Genomic DNA, 18,263 nt, shown 5'->3' on the forward strand with positions numbered 1-18,263 from the left:
TTATCCTTAGAGGTGAAAATCACCCTGGTACAATTTGATATCCAGCGCCGTGCTCATCTGCTGATAACGAAGGAGGACGCGGGTGAACAGCAGTCCCACCAGCATCGCCAGCGAGCGATAGCCCTGCGGCACGCTACCATAGCCAAAACGCAAAGTTTGCGCGCGGTGAATCGCCATCGCCTCGTCTAACAGAATAAAAATGAAGCGCCAGGTCAGCAGGATCTGCTCCGTCAACAGTCGCGGTACGCGACCGCGCTTGAGCAAGATAATCAGCTGTGGGAAAGGCAGATTAAGCACCAGCCAGAGCGTGGCCGCCATCGCTGCCAGGCTGCGCCAGAAGGTCTCCCCGGCCACGACCAGCCCCGGGGCGGAAATCCCTATAGAGAAAGCGCCCAGTCGGATGCTGGCTAACAGCATCTGCGGGTCGCGGCTGACGCTGAACAGAATGGTCAGCACGCCGACCAGCAAAAAGCCAAAGGGTAGCGCCATCCAGCGGCACCAGCGCCAGAATGAGACCCGCAGCAGCCAGCAGGTCAGCGCGGCGGTCAGCGCCAGCGTCAGCGCCTGGCCCCACGCCGGCAGCGTAAAGGCCAGCACCATCAGCAGCAGCCAGAGCAGAAACTTACGCTCTGGCGCCACCTGCAACCAGCGGCTCTGGTAGCTGAGTCGGTCAAACCCGGTCATCACGGCGCTGCCTGCCCCTCGCATACCCGAGAATGTAAAAAATCACCGCCGCGCCCAGCGAGCCCTGCAGGGTAAACAGCAGGCTCTCAATCTCGCCGCTCGCCGGTTCGTACAGCGGCTGGAACCAGGGTTGATAATCCGGCGCCACCACCTGGATCTGGCTCTCCGCTTCGCCGTCCGAACCGCCAAACTCACCGCCATGATTAATAAAAAAGGGCAGGATCATCAGGGCAACCACCATCGCCAACAGGATCAGGGGCTTTTTCATATTAATGTCCCTCCGCGGCGATCAGCCGCCGTTTGGTCAGTTGATCGTAGATCATCACGGTAAGCAATCCTTCCGCGATGGCGATCGGGATCTGCGTCAGGCAGAAGATCCCCATAAACTTCAGGATCGATCCACCTGCCCCGGTGGCCGGATCGGGAAAGGCCACCCCGAGCTGGACGGAGGTGACAAAGTAGGTCATCAGATCCGCCAGCATGGCGCAGAGAAAGACCCCGACATCGCGACGGATCCCCGCCCGGCAGGCCAGCTTCCACACCAGATAGCCGACCATCGGGCCGATCACCGCCATCGACATCCCGTTAGCGCCAAGGGTGGTCAGGCCGCCATGCGCCAGCAGCAGCGCCTGGAACAGCAGAACGATCGCCCCCAGCACCGCCACCACGCCCGGCCCGAAGAGGATCACCGCCAGACCAACGCCGGTCGGGTGCGAGCAACTGCCGGTCACCGACGGGATCTTCAGCGCCGAAAGAACAAAAATAAACGCCCCGCAGAGGGCCAGCAGCACCTTCTGATTGCTCTCCTCCTGGACGATACGCCGCAGGCGCACCAGGCCGTACCACAGGCAGGGTAAAAACAGCAGCCACCACGCCAGCGCCCACATCGGCGGTAAAAAACCCTCCATGATATGCATGGCGAACGCCTCCTGCGGGACGATGATCAGCAGAACAGCCGCCGCCAGCCCCCCGTACGAAAGCTGCTTCAGCGATTTCACCTGATTCATTACGCCTCCTCCCACTGTTTGTTAACCAGGATGGTCGAGAAATAGGGCAGCGGCTGGTCATCGCTGACCTCGCGCAGACGGCGCCAGCACTGCTCGCCCGGCAGGGTGGCCTCTGACATCATCAGCGCCGCATCCAGCAGCCCCGCCTGCGCCAGCAGCGCCTTAATGCGGGCGAAGCGGCCGTAGACTTTCATCAGCACCAGACTGTCATGCTGGCGCAGCGCCGCGGCAATGTCCGCTTCCGGCGCGGTACAGGAGATCACCGCCAGCGACTGCTGCTCCATAGCCAGCGGGGTTTTCGCCCGCGCGGCAATGGCGGCGAAGGAGGTAACGCCAGGGACAATCTCCAGCCAGTCCGGGCAGCCAATCCGCTGCAGCAGAAAGACCCAGGTGCTGAACAACATGGCGTCGCCGAGGGTGATAAATCCGACCTGCCTGCCCGCCGCCACCTCCTGGGCCAGCGCCGCGGCAACGTCGTTCCACACCGCCTCTTTTTCCGCGCTGTCGGCGCTCATCGGAAAATGGCAGCAGCGGACCTCCGTGTGTGCGCCAAGGTACTCGCGCACGATGGAGAGCGCGAGGCTGTCGCCGCCTTTGCGGCCGGCTGGCGCATACAGCACATCCAACTGGCCGAGGATCCGCGCCGCACGCACGGTGATCAGATCGGCCGCCCCCGGCCCGGTGCTCAGGGCGTAGAGTTTGCCGCTCATGCTGCTTTCTCCATCGCGTTATTCAGCGCCTGCTGCAGATGGGCGACAAACATCGCCCGCACCGCCGGATTTTCCCCTAACCCGTTCAGCCACGGCGTGGCAGGAATACCGGCGGCATTAAAGCGGGTTTTCCACGAATCGTCTTCGTCGGAGGCCATATCATTAATGGCATGATCGCCGGCCACCAGCATCAGGGGCATCAGATGCACGCCGGTCACGCCCTGGCGGGAGAGTTCGTTAATGACGATGTCCACTTCGGGATAGCTTTCCACCGCCCCCACCCGCGCCGGAAAACCCTGCACCGCCATCATATGATCCAGACAAGCGTAGGCCGCGAAGGCGTGGTGGCTGGCGCCGTGCCCCATAAACACCACTCGCTCCGTCGCCGCCAGCGGCGGCATCTGCTGGCGCAGGGCCTGCATCAGCTGAACATAATCGCCATGACCGCTCAGCAGCGGCACGCCCAGCGTCAGGCGCTGAAAGCGCGGGCGCAGGCTCTGCACTTCGCGAACGATCTTCTCGTACTCGTCGCCGTTGATAATGTGCAGGGACTGGATCGCCACATCCTGGTACCCCTGCTCAGCCAGCTTTTGCAGGGCCTGCAGCGGGGTATCGATATGGATACCGTCGCGCTGCCGCAGTTTGCGAATAATCATCCCCGAGGTGAAGGCGCGGAACAGCGTGCGATCCGGACAGCTGGCGGCAAGATCGCGCTCGCAGGCGGTAATGTTCTTCTCGCGGGTGTCGTGATAGCTGGTGCCGAAGCTCACCACCAGAAGTGCTTTTTTCATATCCTGTTCCTCAAGTCGCCGACAGCCAGCGCGTCAGCCGCGTAGCGAAATCGGCCTGGCTTTCCAGTAATTCATCGCCCTTCACCAGCGGCGCCGGGCGGGTAATGACGATGCAGGGGATCCCCGCATCAAGACAGGGTTGTACTTTTTCCTGATAGCCCCCTTCCGCGCCCGAGGCTTTCGTGACCACAACATCAGCCCGGCACTGGCGATAAAAGGCGGCGTTAAATTCGGCGCTGAACGGCCCGCAGAGGGCAAAGATTTCCCCGACGCCAAACCCCAGATCGCTACAGTGCTGAACCACCTCCGGCACCGGCAGCACCCGGGCGAGCAGCGTTTTCTCCGCCAGTCCCGCCCGCCAGGCCGCCAGATCTTTGCTGCCGGTGGTCAGCAGGATCCGCTCCCCGAGGCGACGGGCCAGCACGCAGGCCTCGTTCAGATCGCCGACCACGTGAAGTAGCGGATGGCGCAGATCGCTCAGCTGCTCCGGCCTTTGATAGCGGCTGAGCAGGACCCCGACGCTGGCGCAGGCGCGCACAATATTCTGGCTGACCACTTCGGCGTAGGGGTGAGAGGCGTCAATCACCCAGCGGGTGCGCTGCGCCCTGAGCCACTCCGCCATCTGCTGCCACTCCATGCGCCCGCAGCGTATCCGCCCGCGGATATCGCCGGCCAGCCGCTCGCCGGTGGGGGTCGCCACCGACATGGTGTAGCGCACGCCGGCGGCGTCCAGCTGCTGGCAGATCGCCCGCGCATCGCTGGTGCCCCCGATAACCAGCACGTCGCCGTGGTTCACAGCGCGTAGCCTCGCGGGGTGATCATCAGACCGTTGTCGATGTAAGTCGCTTTGTTGCCGACGATGACCAGACTGGTCATATCCACCGGGGCAAAATCCATCTCTCCGAGGGTGGTCAGCCATTTCTCCTGCTTTTTGCGCCCGGCGGATTTGACTACGCCGACCGGCGTGTCCGGGCTTTTGCTGGCCGCCAGCAGCGCAAAGGCGCGCGCCAGATGCCCTTCGCGGCCGCGGCTGCGGGGGTTGTAAAAACAGATAACGAAGTCTGCTTCCCCTGCGGCGACAATGCGTTTTTCAATCACTGGCCACGGCGTCAGCAGATCGCTGAGGCTGATATGGCAGAAATCATGCATCAGCGGCGCGCCGAGCAGCGAGGCGGCGGCGATACTCGCCGTCATCCCTGGGATCAGACGGACCTCAATGTCCAGCTGCTGCTTATTGACCAGCTCCAGCACCAGCCCCGCCATGCCGTAGATGCCGGCGTCGCCGCTGCTGATCAGCGCAACGTTGTTCCCGGCCTGCGCCAGCTCAATGGCGGCCTGGCAGCGTTCAATCTCTTTGCACATGCCGGTTTTGATCACCTGCTTGTCACCGGTAAAGGCTTTTACCAGGTGGGTGTAGGTCTTGTAGCCCACCACAATCTCTGCCGCCTGCAGGGCCTCCACGGCTTCCATGGTCATCATCGCCTGCGAGCCAGGGCCAATTCCGATTACGCTTAACATCAGTGTGTTACTCCCAAAGTAATGGTCACGCCCTGCTCACGCAGGGTTTCGCCGGACAGGTTTCCCTGACTCAGCAGCCAGGCCACCGGGCCGGAGACGCTGCCGACGCCGACCGTATCCCGGACAAAAGACGAGGCTGGAAAGCGGTGCTCGTGCTCGCGCAGCGCCTCGGCGCTGAAGGTTTCGAACGGCACCCGGCAGCGGTGAGCCAACTGGCGCAACCCCGGCTCGTTTGCCTTCAGGCTCACGCTGCCGATCGCTTTCAGCGCCAGCGGGTCAAGACGCTGAGCGGCAAGCTGGCGATCCAGCAACGTATAGAGCAAGGAACAGGGGGTGTCGCGCCGACAGCCGATGCCCGCCACCACCCGCTGGGGCACCAGCTTCCAGTGAGGTACCGGCAGCGACGGCAGCGACCGGCGCAGGGTGACGCAGATCAGCGCGTCGAGCGCCGGCAAGCGCGCCAGGTCGCTTACCGGGATAAAGCCGCGTTGGTCGCACCGGCTTAGCGCCTCGGTGAATTCGCCGTCGCACCACAGCCCCACCCGCTTGCCGCTCACCAGCATCTGGTTGACGGTTTTCACCGCCGCGCGAAAATCGGTCATCCGGGCGTTCAGCTGGAAGGCCAGCGTGTCGAGGGCGGCCAGCTCGTTGACATCGGTGGCGGTGGTGATCACCGGGTCGGCGTCGAGCATCCCGGCCAGATAGCGGGTCAGCGCATTCGCCCCCCCGGCATGGCCGGAGAGCAGGCTGATGACGTGCCGGGCGCGCTCATCAATCACCACCACCGCCGGGTCGCTGAACTTGTCATTCACCAGCGGGGCCAGCACCCGCACGGCAATCCCGGTGGCGCCGATAAAAATCAGCGCCGAGAAGCTGCTGAATGCCTCGCGGGCTGCGCTGGCAAAGCCGCCGTTGAAGGGGATAAACCCCTCTTCCTGCAGCGCTTCGCTGGTGTAGCAGGTGAGCGGCAGCATGGCCGCCAGCCGTTTTGCCAACCGCACGCCGCCGGGCGTCAGGCAAAACAGGGCAATGGATTCAGGCTTTACGGTATTCATGGCTAAAATCCGCTGCGTACAGTTTTGAGTAGTGATACTCATCGCCGAGGAAGGGACCGACCAGGATCAGCGCCGTTTTGCGGATCCCGGCGTCGCGTACTTTGTCGCCGATGTCCGCGAGGGTACCGCGGACGGTCTGGCTTTCCGGCCAGGTGGCCTTGTAGATCACCGCGACCGGGGTGGTCGCGGGGTAGCCGCCCTCCACCAGCCGCTCCGCCACCCGGTGAATACGCTGCACCGACAGGTAAATCGCCATCGAGGTTTGATGGCTGGCAAAGGCCTCCAGCTGTTCGCGCGCGGGAACCGGCGTGCGCCCTTCCAGACGGGTAATAATCAGACTCTGCGAGACTTCGGGTACCGTGTACTCCACCCCCAGCTCGGCCGCCGCGCCGAGGAAAGCGCTGACGCCCGGCACCACCTGCCAGCGGATCCCGCGGCGGGTCAACTCTTCGCCCTGCTCGCGCACCGAGCCGTACAGCGAAACATCGCCCGTCTGCAGACGCACCACCGTTTTTCCCGCCTTCACCCCCGCCTCCATCAGGTCGAGGATCTGCTCCAGATGCAGCGCGGCGCTGTCGTGGCACTCCGCCTGTGGCGGACAGTAGGCCAGCAGCTCGGTGTTGATCAGCGACCCGGCGTAGATCACCACCTGCGCCTGCTGCAGCAGACGGTAGCCTTTGAGAGTAATCAGTTCACGATCGCCCGGACCGGCGCCGACGAACCACACGCAATGGGGATCAAAAGTCTCAGCCATGGTTTTCTTCCTTCTGACAGGCGATGACAAAAACGGGATTATGGGGTTTGAAATAGTGGCCGCTGCCCAGGGTAGCCAGGGTGGAGACCGCCAGCTGCTGGCAGTCCACCTCGTGGATGCCGCACTGCTGCAGGTGCCCCAGGGCGCTATGAAGGTTTTCCTGCAAAATAAAAGTCATCACCAGCCGGCCGCCGGGATGCAGCTGCGCCAGCGACCAGTCGATCAGCGCCGTCAGGTGGCCGCCGCTGCCCCCCATAAAGATCGCGTCGGCTTTGTCGGCGACCGCCAGCGGCGCAACGCCCGCCACGATAGCGATGTTGTCGCAGCCAAAGCGCTGCCGGTTCTCCGCCAGCAGGCGCAGCGCGTCGGCCTGACGCTCAATCGCCGTCACCCGCAGCGCCGGGTTCTGCAGGGCGGCCTCAATGCTGACGCTGCCGGTGCCCGCGCCGATATCAATCAGGTGGCGCGCCCGGTGCAGCTCCAGCTTCGCCAGCGCCAGCGCGCGCACGGCCTCTTTGGTCATCGGCACCTGGGCGCCGCGCAAAAACAGCTCATCTTTCATCGAGGATCACCACCGCATTCATCTCATATTCGTCCTCCACGGCGCTGACCGGCAGCCAGTGGATCCGCTCGTTTTCCATCGCCAGATTTTCGCCGATCACCATCCAGCGGTGGCCTTTGCCGCGGGCCGTCAGTTGGGCGGCAATCTCCCGCGGCCCGCAGCGGCCGTCGGTCACCATGGCGACTTTCCGGTGGGCGGCCAGCGCATCGACGCTCAACTCCCGGCCATGGCTGCTGGTCAGCCACATGTCGTTCATGTCGATGCCCGCCCGGGCGCAGAGGTACTGCACCGCGCTGATGCCAGGGATCACCTGCACCCGTTCCCGGCCAAAATGGGCAATCAGCCGGGTGCCAATGCCATAGAACAGCGGATCGCCGGAGGCCAGCACCACGACGCGGCGCCCGGCGCGGGCCTCGATCCACGCCAGCAGCGCCGGAATATCAGCCCCCAGCGCAAAGCGCTCGCCGGCGAAGGCGGGAAACTGCCGGAGGTGGCGGCTGCCGCCCACCAGCGCCTCGGCGGCGGCGATCGCCTCGCGCGCGGCCGGGGCCAGCCACTGCAGCCCCGCCGGGCCCATTCCCACGACCGTCAACATGTCAGCTCCCGGGCAATCGCCGCCAGCGGACGGCTGCTGCCCAGCACCTGGTTATCAAAAGAAAACAGAACCGCGTCGCAGGTGGGCGGGTGCTGAGTGAAGCGCAGCATCTCAAGAACACGCTGGCAGATTCGCTCAGCCAGATGGTTATAGAGGCGCTGGTATCCCCAGGCGTCGATATGCTCCATTGCCGCTTCGGTGGTGTCGCACTCGCTGACCAGCGTCAGCAACGGCAGCGGCGCGCCAAGCAGCGCCAGATGAGCGACGAGGGTTTCCATCCGCGCATCGGCGATATGGCTGTGGGTATGAAAGATCCCTGCGGCGATTTTGATCAGTTTGCCGGGGTGGCCGATGAGCACAATCTGGCGGAAACCAAGCCGGACCGCCTCTTCAATCATGTAGCCGACGAAGTTGCTCATGGTGACGACTATCTGCGGGTCGATGCCCATCTGTTCGCGGACAAAGCGCTCACCGTGGTTGCCCGGCACCAGCACTACGCGATCCAGCCCGGCGGCGCGTTTTATCTCCAGCTCGAGGGAGAGCGAGCGCTTCCAGCTCTCTTCCGACATCGGGGTGACGATCCCGGTGGTGCCGATAATCGAGATCCCGCCGAGGATCCCCAGCCGCGCGTTATAGGTTTTTTGCGCGCGAAGTACGCCTTCCGGAGCAAAGATCTCCACCTGCGCGCCGCGGGAAGGGCCAATCGCTTCGCGCACGGCGGTCTCGATGGTGTGCCGCGGAGTACGGTTTATCGCCGGGCTGCCTGTCGGCAGGCCGATCCCTTTGCGGGTCACCGTGCCGATGCCCTCGCCGCCCAACAGGCTAATCTCTCCGCTGTCATTGAGGGTCACCCGGGCAAAAATCAGCATGCCGTGGGTGGCGTCGACATCATCGCCGCCGTCTTTACGGATCGCGGCGACCGCCTGCTGCCCTTCGACGTGCGGAGACTCGACGTTCAGGCACAGGGTGACGCCGGAGGGGGTGACGATCGAGACCTGGTGGATCAGATGCTGGCGCATCACCATCAGCGCCGCCACTTTTGCCGCCGCCGTGGCGCAGGAGCCGGTGGTGTAGCCCTTGCGCAGCGCTTTGCCGTGATGCCACACCGGGGCGTCAAAGGTCTGATCGCTCATTGCGCCTCCCGCAGGTGGTAAAGCAGAGCGTTCACAATCGCTGCCGCCACGTTGCTACCCCCTTTGCGGCCGAGCGCGGCGATGGCCGGCAGGCCGCTCTCGCTGAGCGCCGCTTTCGACTCCGCCGCGCCGACGAACCCGACCGGCACCCCCACCACGCCGCCGATGGCCGTCTCGCGATGTTCCAGCAGGCGAAACAGCGCGGTTGGCGCATTGCCGAAGACGAACACTTTCTCCCCGGGCTCCTGCACCGCAATATCCACCGCCGCCATCGAGCGGGTCATCCCCCGGCTTTGCGCCTCGCGCACCACCCGTGGGTCGCTGATATAGCAGCGGCATTCGCCGCCAAAGCGGGCCAGCAGGTTTTTGTTGATCCCGGACAACGCCATGGTGGTATCGGTATACAGCGTGCAGGGCCGGCTCAACGCCTCGCTCAGCGCGATCAGGGCATCCGGAGAAAACCACAGAATATCCAGCCAGTCGAAGTCAGCGGTGGTGTGGATCACCCGCTTGATAATCGCCTCGTGCAGCGGGCTGGCGAAACGGTAGTCCGGTCGCGTTTCGGCGATGATCTCGCTGATGATGTCGAAGCTTTTCGCCTCGATCGCCTGCGGTTGTTGGATGTACTGCATCAGGTTCTCCTCAGGCCGCGCCGACCAGCCAGTAGCGCACGCCGATAAACAGCGCCAGCGCCAGGCTTGACGCCACCCACATTAATCGAATGGTTCGGGAAATATCGTCCACCGCGATGTCGCGGACGGCGTCGCCTATCCAGGGCTTTTCAACGCGCTGGCCGAAGTAATCGTTCGGGCCGCCAAGGCGGATCCCCAGCGCGCCGGCGACGGTCGCTTCCGGCCAGGCGCAGTTAGGACTGCTGTGCTGATAGCGATCGCGCCAGCCCGTACGCAGCGCCCGGGCGCCATCTTCCCGGCATAGCACCGCGGCAAGGCTGAGCAGCAGCCAGCTCAGCCGGGCGGGAAGGAAGTTGGCTACATCATCAAGACGGGCGCTGACCATGCCGATCGCCCGGTATTTTTCGTGTTTATAGCCGACCATGGAATCGAGGGTGTTGACCGCTTTATAGGCCATGGCCAGCGGCGCGCCGCCCAGCAGCAGGAAAAAGAGCGGCGCGATAATGCCATCCACTGTGTTTTCCGCCACGGTCTCCACCACCGCACGGTTGATCTGCGCTGGCTGGAGCTGAGAGGTATCGCGCCCGACAATCCAGGAGAGCTTATGCCGGCTTTCGGCGAGATCCCCGGCCTGCAGCGGCCGGGCCACCGCCATCGCCGACTGTGCCAGACAGCGTCCCGCCAGCACGGTGAAGATCATCCACACCTCCACCAGCCATCCCAGCCAGGGATGGAGCCCGTGCGCCAGCGCCAGTGCGCCCCAGGCCACGCCCCATGTCAGGCCGGTCACCACCAGCCACATTACCCCGCCGCCGATGCGCAGCGCCCGGTCGCTATGGCAGACGCGCCGCACCACACGCTGGCTGACGGTGATCAGGCGACCTATCCAGCGCACCGGATGCGGCCAGTGCGGCGGATCGCCAATGAGCACATCAAGTATCCAGGCCACACACCAGGCGAGAAGAGTCATTGCGCCCTCCTTGCCGCTCGCAGCCAGTGGTTGAGCATGGTGGGGCGCTGGGCAAAGTGGACATGGAGATAGCTGGCAAAGGCGCTGCCGGACTGCCATCCTCCCGGCCACTGCTGGAGCGTCTTACCGTCTCGCTGTTTACGGCAGGCCAGTACGGCAGGGGTGGCGGGCGAAAAATCGGAGTAATGAAATTCATGGCCGCGCAGCCACTCGCCAGGAGCGGCCAGCAGCGTCTGCTGCTGCGCCTGCGCTTCGCAGTAGCCGAACCGGGTCAGACGCGTCCCCATTCGGCTGTGTCCAGGAATAATATCCGCCATGGCGTAGCGCTCGCCGCCGGTGACTTCCAGGGTCGTGCCCAGATACATCAGGCCGCCGCACTCGGCGTAGATCGCCACCCCGCGCCGGTGCGCCGCGCGAAGCTGCGCCAGCATCTCATGGTTGGCGGACAGCCCGGCCGCATGCAGCTCCGGGTAGCCGCCGCCGAGCCAGATCATCTGGCAGGCCGGCAGCTGGCGATCGCGCAGCGGGCTAAAGCGCACCATCTTCACGCCGCAGCGCGCCAGCAGCGCCAGGTTATCGGGGTAATAAAAATTGAAGGCCTCATCGTCGGCGAGGGCCAGCGTCAGTCCTTCGCCGGCGTCGGCGGCAAGCTGTTCCCCCCACTCGCCCACCGGCAAGGTCGCTAGTTCGCTGATGGCCAGCAGCCGGTCTATGTCGAGGGTGCGCCCCAGTTGGCTGGCAAAATCCCGCCATGCCTGCTGATTGACCACCGACTCGCGGGCGGTCACCAGCCCCAGATGCCGTTCGGGCAGCGCCACGCCTTCCACGCGCGGCACATAGCCGAGCACTGGCACCTGACAGTAGCGCTCAATGGCGCTTTTCAGCAGCTGGAAGTGCGCGTCGCTGTTAACCCGATTGACGATAACGCCAGCGATGTTGAGGGCCGGATCAAAGTGTTGAAAGCCCATCACCGTGGCGGCGATGGAAGTCGACACCGCTTTGCCATCCACCAGCAAAATCACCGGGCAGCCAAGCTGTTTAGCCATCGCCGCGCTGCTGCAGTAGTTGGGGTCGATGCCGTAGCCGTCATACAGGCCCATCACCCCTTCGATAACCGCGATGTCGGCCTGCTGCAGTTGTTCGGCAAACAGCGCGTTGAGTATCGGGGCGGGAAGCATAAAGCTGTCGAGATTGCGGGAGGCGACGCCGCTGATGGCGGTGTGCCAGGCGGTGTCCAGGTAGTCTGGCCCCACTTTACAGGGTTGCACCCGCAAACCGCGCTGTTGGAGCAAGCTGAGCAGGCCAAGCGTAACGGTGGTTTTGCCACAACCGCTGCCGGTACCCGCAAGAATAAACGCACGCCTGGTTGCCATACCCTGTCCTGTTCAGGTGGTCGGGGTATAGCTGCGCGCATGCCTGGTCCTGCGACCACGCACCGCTAAGCCACCCACTTCCCACCGAAGTTGTTGGTCAGTTACCGGCAGGCAGGTCTTCTGGCTTAGCCTCGTTCTCGCCCGCCCTTCCCAATCTTTCGATCAGTGGTTTTTGCGGGGTCGTCAGCATCACAGCAGCGGGGGCTGCGGGGGATTTACACCCCCTTCCCTGACACCAAACTGGTGTCGAACCTGTCGGTTGTATTCGCCGATGCGCCATGCATCCGCGGTTAATGTTTCAAGCTTACTTTTACCGCCTCATCGCCTGCAAAATGACGTCCGCGAGGTGAAGCGGTGTTGTGATATTCATCAGTCTCGTATTAACGGACACTCTATCCCATCACAAAAATAAAAACTGGTGTAGTTTATCCCTCGAATATCACTATTTTGTTGCGCTATGACAATTTATTGCTCTACTGTCGTTTTTTTCATTTTATAATGATGAAGATACTCCGGGATATCAAAAATCGGCAATAGCAAAATATTGTCATTTAAAAAGACTCAGTTTGTGATCCGGCATTAATTTGCTGACGAAATGCCTGCGGCGTTACCTGATAGGTCTGGCGAAACACTTTGCAAAAATAGCTGGTTTGCGAAAAACCTAAATTCCGCGCGATGCTGGCAATGCTCCAGTCGCTGTGGCATAGCAGCTCTTTTGCGCTCGCCATCCGCTGCTGATTGACCCAGGCGTTAAAGCCGATCCCCTGATACTTTTTAAACAGTTTGCTGAAGTAGTACGGGCTGAGATAGACGTGCGCCGCCACGTCCTCCAGACGCAGCTCATCGGAGAGATGCGCGTCGATATAGCGCAGCGCCTTCTTCATTTTGCCATCGTGCGGCGAGGCCGCCCGGCAGGCCTGCGCCGGGTCGTTCTGCGGCGGGTTATCTTTGATAACCACAAAGTTGAGCTGTTTTTTCAGGCAATTCTCGACGATCAGCTTCAGCAGATCCGCCGAAGCGATAACCCGCGAATAGTCCATCTCAGGCACATCGCGAAACGCCTGGACCAGCGCCGGATCGTCCTGCCAGCGGTCATCCACGTTCAGAATATCAACCAGTTCAATATCATTGCTCAGACGCACCTGGCCGCACAGCACGAAGCCAACGAGGTGGCCGGCGATCACCAGCGGGATGGAAAAATCAGTTAACCCCGCGTGACAGCGGTAGATACACAGCTGGTCATTTTTCGAGGCTTCCAGCCCGCCGCAGCGGTCGCTCATGCGACAGCGTCCGCTGTGCTCCGGGTGCTGACGCATGAGTTGGCAAAACGGCGTGAAATTAAACAGTTCAGAAATCTCATCACCGTGAATATTGACGACCACAACCGCCAGACTGGTGGCTTGCGCAAAATCCTGTGCGATTTTATTGATGAGTTCTGAGTTCAGGGTACTCGCAGAAATCATGATAAAACCCCTCAGTTAATTTTTTGTTATAAATAAAACATATTATTCATATTTCCCTTTTTTAGCATCAGATCCCGTCGACGATAAAAAAGTGCATTGACAATAACAAAAGTCTCCCACCCCGGGGAGACTTTTTGAGCGGTTCGTGATATCGGTTCATGAAATAGTTTTGCTATTTCAGTAATACATTTTTCACTGGATGCTAACGCGTATTTTTCTCCTCAACGCAGGTATGACAGGGAAGATTATTAGCGATGAGAAAACGATAAATTGCGGCGCCGAGGCAGGCGCCCAGCAATGGCGCGATGATGGGCACGATAAAATAGGGAATATCCCTTCCGCCAGTCATCGCGATGTCGCCCCACCCGGCGAGCCAGGCAAATAATTTCGGGCCAAAATCGCGCGCCGGGTTCATCGCAAAACCGGTAAGCGGCCCGGTCGAGGCGCCGATCACCGCTACCAGAATGCCAATCAACAGCGGCGCCAGCGGGCCCTTGGGTACGCCATTGCCATCATCGGTGAGCGCCATGATCATCCCCATCAACATCGAGGTGATCACCACCTCCACCAGCGCCGCATGCCAGATGCTGAGCTCAGGCGCCGGGTAGGTACTGAAGATACTGGCCAGCTGCAGGCTTTCCAGGCTGCCACGCACCATATGATGTACCGTTTCAAATTGCGTAAACAGGGTGCTGTAAAGTATCCAGGCCAACACGGCGCCGCCAAACGCGCCGGCGACCTGGGCCACGATATAGGGCAACACTTTTCTGCCCGGGAAGCAGGCAAACAGCCACAGGGCGACGGTGACCGCGGGGTTCAGATGCCCCCCCGAAATGCCGGCCGTCAGGTACACCGCCAGAGAAATACCCAGTCCCCAGATAATACAGATCTCCCACAGCCCCAGGCTGGCGCCAGCCAGCTTCAGAGCACTCAGGCAGCAGATACCAAAAAACAGAAATAGCCCGGTGCCTAAAAACTCGGCGATACATTGCGCACGTAAAGAACCATTCATTGTGACACCTCTTGACGTAGTTCGTGTCCAGGCCAGCCAACCATCCGCTGGCTCGTTGGGTACGGCGAGGCCCACTATAGAAACCGGCGGCAGCAAAGTGTTGGCATCCTGCGGAAAACGGGCGGCGTAAAGTCGCTGAAGAAGAGCAATTTATTGCTATTTGCTCGCGAATCCATGCAGCAATGGCGGGCGTTCAGGGGATATTTTTATTTCCAACTCAATAATAAAAAATTGCAAAAGCGCAGTGCTTATTTTCCAACAAATATCACACCACGCAAAATATCGCATAGCAAAAACAATTTAAAAAATCACGCCCAAAAATGTAAATACGGAACAGCACCCGCAAGATAATCACATTAATAAGTAAAATAAAAACCAATAAAAACAATAATATAAAATAAATCATGACTATTTATTATTATATAAAAACCACTATTTTTCGTTCTACACCATCAACTCAGCCATTCTTTTTCGCCGCCCCGCCATATAGTTCCCTCACTGGAACATACCCTGCGAGGTCTTTATGCAACAAGAAGCATTAGGAATGGTAGAAACCAAAGGCTTAACCGCAGCCATAGAGGCCGCTGACGCAATGGTTAAGTCGGCCAATGTTTTATTAGTTGGCTATGAAAGGATCGGTTCAGGCCTGGTGACCGTCATCGTGCGTGGCGACGTGGGAGCCGTAAAAGCCGCCACCGACGCCGGTGCCGCCGCAGCCCGCCACGTGGGCGAGGTGAAAGCCGTACACGTCATTCCCCGCCCCCATACCGATGTTGAAAAAATCTTACCGAAGGGGAATAGCCAATGAGCAGCAATGAGCTGGTTGAACAGATCATGGCGCAAGTCATAGCCCGTGTGGCGACGCCAGAGCAGCAGGCGCTTCCCGATACCCCCCATCCCACAGGAGAAACGGCTATGGCAGAGAAAAGCTGCAGCTTAACGGAATTTGTCGGGACCGCCATTGGCGACACCCTCGGGCTGGTCATCGCCAACGTGGATGCCGCATTGCTGGAAGCCATGAAGCTTGAAAAACGCTATCGCTCTATCGGCATCCTCGGCGCTCGCACCGGCGCCGGGCCGCACATTATGGCCGCCGATGAAGCGGTCAAAGCCACCAACACCGAAGTGGTCAGCATTGAGCTTCCTCGCGACACCAAAGGCGGCGCAGGCCATGGCTCACTGATTGTGCTGGGCGGGAACGATGTTTCCGACGTCAAACGCGGGATTGAGGTCGCGCTGAAAGAGCTGGACCGTACTTTCGGCGATGTCTACGGCAACGAGGCGGGTCATATCGAGCTGCAGTATACCGCGCGCGCCAGCTACGCCCTGGAAAAAGCCTTCGGCGCTCCGCTGGGCCGCGCCTGCGGGATTATCGTCGGCGCGCCGGCGTCCGTTGGCGTGCTGATGGCCGATACCGCGCTGAAATCAGCCAACGTCGACGTGGTGGCTTACAGCTCACCGGCCCACGGCACCAGCTTCAGCAACGAAGCCATCCTGGTGATTTCCGGCGACTCCGGCGCGGTGCGCCAGGCGGTGATCTCCGCCCGGGAGATCGGCAAAACCGTACTGGGGACGCTGGGCGCCGAACCGAAAAACGATCGCCCCTCCTACATTTAATACCCGCGAGGCTGATTCATGAGATCGAAAAGATTTGAAGCACTGGCGAAACGCCCTGTGAATCAGGATGGTTTCGTTAAGGAGTGGATCGAAGAGGGCTTTATCGCGATGGAAAGCCCTAACGATCCCAAACCCTCTATCCGCATCGTCAACGGCGCGGTGACCGAACTCGACGGCAAACCGGTTGACCAGTTCGACCTGATTGACCACTTTATCGCGCGCTACGGTATTAATCTGGCACGTGCCGAAGAAGTGATGGCCATGGATTCGGTCAAGCTCGCCAATATGCTCTGCGACCCGAACGTTAAACGCAGCGACATCGTGCCGCTCACTACCGCGATGACCCCGGCGAAAATCGTCGAAGTGGTGTCGCATATGAACGTGGTCGAGATGATGATGGCGATGCAAAAAATGCGCGCCCGCCGCACGCCATCCCAGCAGGCGCATGTCACCAATATCAAAGATAACCCGGTACAGATTGCCGCCGACGCCGCTGAAGGCGCATGGCGCGGCTTTGACGAGCAGGAGACCACCGTCGCCGTGGCGCGCTACGCGCCGTTCAACGCCATCGCCCTGCTGGTCGGTTCACAGGTGGGCCGCCCCGGCGTCCTCACCCAGTGTTCCCTGGAAGAAGCCACCGAGCTGAAACTGGGCATGCTGGGCCATACCTGCTATGCCGAAACCATTTCGGTGTACGGTACGGAACCGGTGTTTACCGATGGCGATGACACCCCGTGGTCGAAAGGCTTCCTCGCCTCCTCCTACGCCTCGCGCGGCCTGAAAATGCGCTTTACCTCCGGTTCCGGTTCTGAAGTACAGATGGGCTATGCCGAAGGCAAATCGATGCTTTATCTCGAAGCGCGCTGCATCTACATCACCAAAGCCGCCGGGGTGCAAGGCTTGCAGAATGGCTCCGTCAGCTGTATCGGCGTACCGTCCGCCGTGCCGTCCGGGATCCGCGCCGTACTGGCGGAAAACCTGATCTGCTCAGCGCTGGATCTGGAGTGCGCCTCCAGCAACGATCAAACCTTTACCCACTCGGATATGCGGCGTACCGCGCGTCTGCTGATGCAGTTCCTGCCAGGCACCGACTTCATCTCCTCCGGTTACTCGGCGGTGCCGAACTACGACAACATGTTCGCCGGTTCCAACGAAGATGCCGAAGACTTCGATGACTACAACGTGATCCAGCGCGACCTGAAGGTCGATGGCGGCCTGCGGCCGGTGCGTGAAGAGGACGTGATCGCCATTCGCAACAAAGCCACCCGCGCGCTGCAGGCGGTATTTGCCGGCATGGGTTTGCCGCCTATTACGGATGAAGAAGTAGAAGCCGCCACCTACGCCCACGGTTCAAAAGATATGCCTGAGCGCAACATCGTTGAGGACATCAAGTTTGCCCAGGAGATCATCAACAAGAACCGCAACGGCCTGGAGGTGGTGAAAGCCCTGGCGAAAGGCGGCTTCCCCGATGTCGCCCAGGACATGCTCAATATTCAGAAAGCCAAGCTCACCGGCGACTACCTGCACACCTCCGCCATCATCGTCGGCGAAGGCCAGGTGCTCTCGGCCGTGAATGACGTGAACGATTATGCCGGTCCGGCAACAGGCTACCGCCTGCAAGGCGAGCGCTGGGAAGAGATTAAAAATATCCCGGGCGCGCTCGATCCCAATGAACTTGGCTAAGGGGTGAAAAATGGAAATTAACGAAACGCTGCTGCGCCAGATTATCGAAGAGGTGCTGTCGGAGATGAAATCAGGCGCAGATAAGCCGGTCTCCTTTAGCGCGCCTGCCGCTTCCGTCGCGTCGGCCGCTGTTGCGCCTGTGTCCAGCGACAGCTTCCTGACGGAAATCGGCGAAGCCAAACCCGGCACGCAGCAGGATGAAGTCATCATTGCCGTCGGGCCCGCCTTTGGCCTGGCGCAAACCGCCAATATCGTCGGCATTCCGCATAAAAATATCCTGCGCGAAGTGATCGCCGGCATTGAGGAAGAAGGCATCAAAGCCCGGGTGATCCGCTGCTTTAAATCTTCTGACGTCGCCTTCGTGGCGGTGGAAGGCAACCGCCTGAGCGGCTCCGGCATCTCGATCGGTATTCAGTCGAAAGGCACCACCGTCATCCACCAGCGGGGCCTGCCGCCGCTTTCCAATCTGGAACTCTTCCCGCAGGCGCCGCTGCTGACCCTGGAAACCTACCGCCAGATTGGCAAAAACGCCGCGCGCTACGCCAAACGCGAGTCGCCACAGCCAGTGCCGACGCTCAACGATCAGATGGCTCGTCCCAAATACCAGGCGAAGTCGGCCATTTTGCACATTAAAGAGACCAAATACGTAGTGACCGGCAAAAACCCGCAGGAACTGCGCATGGCGCTTTAACAAAGGATATCCC

At 61.0% G+C, this 18,263-nt stretch carries 21 protein-coding genes and 1 riboswitch; of the genes, 4 read left to right on the forward strand and 17 right to left on the reverse strand.

All coding sequences use genetic code 11. The annotated features are described in order from the left end of the window. Positions 1 to 6 precede the first annotated feature (6 nt). The 17 genes from A1WC_RS05270 to pduF all read right to left on the reverse strand — a co-directional run bounded on the left by A1WC_RS05270 (position 7) and on the right by pduF (position 14,259). Positions 7 to 684, reverse strand: a complete 678-nt coding sequence (locus A1WC_RS05270) for an energy-coupling factor ABC transporter transmembrane protein (RefSeq protein WP_016161747.1) — start codon at positions 682 to 684, stop codon at positions 7 to 9. Continuing rightward, complete coding sequence (locus A1WC_RS05265) at positions 671 to 952, reverse strand: energy-coupling factor ABC transporter substrate-binding protein (RefSeq protein WP_008806285.1); 282 nt, start codon at positions 950 to 952, stop codon at positions 671 to 673. The genes A1WC_RS05270 and A1WC_RS05265 overlap by 14 nt, the downstream gene beginning before the upstream one ends. A gap of 1 nt (position 953) precedes the next feature. Further along, positions 954 to 1,691, reverse strand: a complete 738-nt coding sequence (gene cbiM, locus A1WC_RS05260; protein ID WP_008806286.1) for a cobalt ECF transporter S component CbiM — start codon at positions 1,689 to 1,691, stop codon at positions 954 to 956. Next, positions 1,691 to 2,401 (reverse strand): cobalt-factor II C(20)-methyltransferase, encoded by a 711-nt coding sequence (locus A1WC_RS05255; protein WP_012540689.1) that lies wholly within the window; start codon positions 2,399 to 2,401, stop codon positions 1,691 to 1,693. The genes cbiM and A1WC_RS05255 overlap by 1 nt, the downstream gene beginning before the upstream one ends. Further along, complete coding sequence (cbiK, locus tag A1WC_RS05250; RefSeq protein ID WP_008806288.1) at positions 2,398 to 3,192, reverse strand: sirohydrochlorin cobaltochelatase; 795 nt, start codon at positions 3,190 to 3,192, stop codon at positions 2,398 to 2,400. Before cbiK ends, A1WC_RS05255 begins: the two co-directional genes overlap by 4 nt. Positions 3,193 to 3,202: 10 nt before the next feature. Beyond that, the gene (locus A1WC_RS05245; protein WP_016161748.1) at positions 3,203 to 3,988 is read right to left on the reverse strand and encodes a cobalt-precorrin-6A reductase; all 786 of its coding nucleotides are present in this window, start codon (positions 3,986 to 3,988) and stop codon (positions 3,203 to 3,205) included. After that, positions 3,985 to 4,710 carry a precorrin-3B C(17)-methyltransferase gene (locus A1WC_RS05240; RefSeq protein ID WP_008806290.1) on the reverse strand — a complete coding sequence of 242 codons (726 nt, stop codon included), beginning with the start codon at positions 4,708 to 4,710 and terminating at the stop codon, positions 3,985 to 3,987. The genes A1WC_RS05245 and A1WC_RS05240 overlap by 4 nt, the downstream gene beginning before the upstream one ends. Beyond that, on the reverse strand, positions 4,710 to 5,765 hold the full coding sequence (gene cbiG, locus A1WC_RS05235; RefSeq protein ID WP_016161749.1) for a cobalt-precorrin 5A hydrolase: 1,056 nt from the start codon (positions 5,763 to 5,765) through the stop codon (positions 4,710 to 4,712). The genes A1WC_RS05240 and cbiG overlap by 1 nt, the downstream gene beginning before the upstream one ends. Next, positions 5,746 to 6,519 carry a cobalt-precorrin-4 methyltransferase gene (locus tag A1WC_RS05230; RefSeq protein WP_004149602.1) on the reverse strand — a complete coding sequence of 258 codons (774 nt, stop codon included), beginning with the start codon at positions 6,517 to 6,519 and terminating at the stop codon, positions 5,746 to 5,748. The genes cbiG and A1WC_RS05230 overlap by 20 nt, the downstream gene beginning before the upstream one ends. Then, positions 6,512 to 7,081 carry a decarboxylating cobalt-precorrin-6B (C(15))-methyltransferase gene (locus tag A1WC_RS05225; protein WP_016161750.1) on the reverse strand — a complete coding sequence of 190 codons (570 nt, stop codon included), beginning with the start codon at positions 7,079 to 7,081 and terminating at the stop codon, positions 6,512 to 6,514. The genes A1WC_RS05230 and A1WC_RS05225 overlap by 8 nt, the downstream gene beginning before the upstream one ends. After that, positions 7,071 to 7,676, reverse strand: coding sequence for a cobalt-precorrin-7 (C(5))-methyltransferase (locus A1WC_RS05220; protein ID WP_016161751.1), 606 nt, complete (start codon positions 7,674 to 7,676; stop codon positions 7,071 to 7,073). The genes A1WC_RS05225 and A1WC_RS05220 overlap by 11 nt, the downstream gene beginning before the upstream one ends. Further along, positions 7,670 to 8,809: a cobalt-precorrin-5B (C(1))-methyltransferase CbiD gene (gene cbiD / locus A1WC_RS05215; protein ID WP_016161752.1), complete on the reverse strand. Its 1,140-nt coding sequence runs from the start codon at positions 8,807 to 8,809 to the stop codon at positions 7,670 to 7,672. The genes A1WC_RS05220 and cbiD overlap by 7 nt, the downstream gene beginning before the upstream one ends. Further along, positions 8,806 to 9,441 (reverse strand): cobalt-precorrin-8 methylmutase, encoded by a 636-nt coding sequence (locus A1WC_RS05210; RefSeq protein ID WP_012540682.1) that lies wholly within the window; start codon positions 9,439 to 9,441, stop codon positions 8,806 to 8,808. Before A1WC_RS05210 ends, cbiD begins: the two co-directional genes overlap by 4 nt. Positions 9,442 to 9,451: 10 nt before the next feature. Further along, positions 9,452 to 10,411: an adenosylcobinamide-phosphate synthase CbiB gene (cbiB, locus tag A1WC_RS05205; protein WP_008806296.1), complete on the reverse strand. Its 960-nt coding sequence runs from the start codon at positions 10,409 to 10,411 to the stop codon at positions 9,452 to 9,454. After that, entirely contained in the window at positions 10,408 to 11,784 is a 1,377-nt protein-coding gene (locus A1WC_RS05200; protein ID WP_016161753.1) for a cobyrinate a,c-diamide synthase, read from the reverse strand. Before A1WC_RS05200 ends, cbiB begins: the two co-directional genes overlap by 4 nt. A 92-nt stretch (positions 11,785 to 11,876) precedes the next feature. After that, positions 11,877 to 12,055: riboswitch (cobalamin riboswitch) on the reverse strand. 280 nt (positions 12,056 to 12,335) lie between these two features. After that, complete coding sequence (gene pocR, locus A1WC_RS05195; protein ID WP_012967304.1) at positions 12,336 to 13,247, reverse strand: transcriptional regulator PocR; 912 nt, start codon at positions 13,245 to 13,247, stop codon at positions 12,336 to 12,338. A 202-nt stretch (positions 13,248 to 13,449) separates the two neighbouring features. Beyond that, positions 13,450 to 14,259 (reverse strand): propanediol diffusion facilitator PduF, encoded by an 810-nt coding sequence (pduF, locus tag A1WC_RS05190; protein ID WP_012967303.1) that lies wholly within the window; start codon positions 14,257 to 14,259, stop codon positions 13,450 to 13,452. Positions 14,260 to 14,782: 523 nt separating this feature from the next. Here pduF and pduA point away from each other — a divergent pair. From pduA to pduD, 4 genes are read left to right on the forward strand one after another with little or no spacing between them, the layout of a single operon-like run. Continuing rightward, a complete protein-coding gene (gene pduA / locus A1WC_RS05185; RefSeq protein WP_002915737.1) occupies positions 14,783 to 15,067 on the forward strand; it encodes a propanediol utilization microcompartment protein PduA in 285 nt (94 codons plus the stop codon). Then, positions 15,064 to 15,876, forward strand: a complete 813-nt coding sequence (gene pduB, locus A1WC_RS05180; protein ID WP_012540676.1) for a propanediol utilization microcompartment protein PduB — start codon at positions 15,064 to 15,066, stop codon at positions 15,874 to 15,876. The genes pduA and pduB overlap by 4 nt, the downstream gene beginning before the upstream one ends. Positions 15,877 to 15,894: 18 nt before the next feature. Next, positions 15,895 to 17,559, forward strand: coding sequence for a propanediol dehydratase large subunit PduC (gene pduC / locus A1WC_RS05175; RefSeq protein ID WP_016161754.1), 1,665 nt, complete (start codon positions 15,895 to 15,897; stop codon positions 17,557 to 17,559). Positions 17,560 to 17,569: 10 nt separating this feature from the next. Then, on the forward strand, positions 17,570 to 18,250 hold the full coding sequence (pduD, locus tag A1WC_RS05170; RefSeq protein ID WP_016161755.1) for a propanediol dehydratase medium subunit PduD: 681 nt from the start codon (positions 17,570 to 17,572) through the stop codon (positions 18,248 to 18,250). Positions 18,251 to 18,263 lie beyond the last annotated feature (13 nt).

It is taken from the genome of Klebsiella sp. KTE92, assembly GCF_000398905.1.
Taxonomy (GTDB): domain Bacteria; phylum Pseudomonadota; class Gammaproteobacteria; order Enterobacterales; family Enterobacteriaceae; genus Klebsiella; species Klebsiella variicola.

Bases quoted from the DNA above. Each gene is read 5' to 3' on its own strand.
- A1WC_RS05220 (WP_016161751.1), bottom strand. From the start codon at position 7,676: ATGTTGACGGTCGTGGGAATGGGCCCGGCGGGGCTGCAGTGGCTGGCC.
- cbiM (WP_008806286.1), bottom strand. From the start codon at position 1,691: ATGAATCAGGTGAAATCGCTGAAGCAGCTTTCGTACGGGGGGCTGGCG.
- cbiB (WP_008806296.1), bottom strand. From the start codon at position 10,411: ATGACTCTTCTCGCCTGGTGTGTGGCCTGGATACTTGATGTGCTCATT.
- cbiD (WP_016161752.1), bottom strand. From the start codon at position 8,809: ATGAGCGATCAGACCTTTGACGCCCCGGTGTGGCATCACGGCAAAGCG.
- cbiG (WP_016161749.1), bottom strand. From the start codon at position 5,765: ATGAATACCGTAAAGCCTGAATCCATTGCCCTGTTTTGCCTGACGCCC.
- cbiK (WP_008806288.1), bottom strand. From the start codon at position 3,192: ATGAAAAAAGCACTTCTGGTGGTGAGCTTCGGCACCAGCTATCACGAC.
- pduF (WP_012967303.1), bottom strand. From the start codon at position 14,259: ATGAATGGTTCTTTACGTGCGCAATGTATCGCCGAGTTTTTAGGCACC.
- A1WC_RS05225 (WP_016161750.1), bottom strand. From the start codon at position 7,081: ATGAAAGATGAGCTGTTTTTGCGCGGCGCCCAGGTGCCGATGACCAAA.
- A1WC_RS05270 (WP_016161747.1), bottom strand. From the start codon at position 684: ATGACCGGGTTTGACCGACTCAGCTACCAGAGCCGCTGGTTGCAGGTG.
- A1WC_RS05265 (WP_008806285.1), bottom strand. From the start codon at position 952: ATGAAAAAGCCCCTGATCCTGTTGGCGATGGTGGTTGCCCTGATGATC.
- pduB (WP_012540676.1), top strand. From the start codon at position 15,064: ATGAGCAGCAATGAGCTGGTTGAACAGATCATGGCGCAAGTCATAGCC.
- pocR (WP_012967304.1), bottom strand. From the start codon at position 13,247: ATGATTTCTGCGAGTACCCTGAACTCAGAACTCATCAATAAAATCGCA.
- A1WC_RS05255 (WP_012540689.1), bottom strand. From the start codon at position 2,401: ATGAGCGGCAAACTCTACGCCCTGAGCACCGGGCCGGGGGCGGCCGAT.
- A1WC_RS05230 (WP_004149602.1), bottom strand. From the start codon at position 6,519: ATGGCTGAGACTTTTGATCCCCATTGCGTGTGGTTCGTCGGCGCCGGT.
- A1WC_RS05240 (WP_008806290.1), bottom strand. From the start codon at position 4,710: ATGTTAAGCGTAATCGGAATTGGCCCTGGCTCGCAGGCGATGATGACC.
- pduC (WP_016161754.1), top strand. From the start codon at position 15,895: ATGAGATCGAAAAGATTTGAAGCACTGGCGAAACGCCCTGTGAATCAG.
- pduA (WP_002915737.1), top strand. From the start codon at position 14,783: ATGCAACAAGAAGCATTAGGAATGGTAGAAACCAAAGGCTTAACCGCA.
- A1WC_RS05200 (WP_016161753.1), bottom strand. From the start codon at position 11,784: ATGGCAACCAGGCGTGCGTTTATTCTTGCGGGTACCGGCAGCGGTTGT.
- pduD (WP_016161755.1), top strand. From the start codon at position 17,570: ATGGAAATTAACGAAACGCTGCTGCGCCAGATTATCGAAGAGGTGCTG.
- A1WC_RS05210 (WP_012540682.1), bottom strand. From the start codon at position 9,441: ATGCAGTACATCCAACAACCGCAGGCGATCGAGGCGAAAAGCTTCGAC.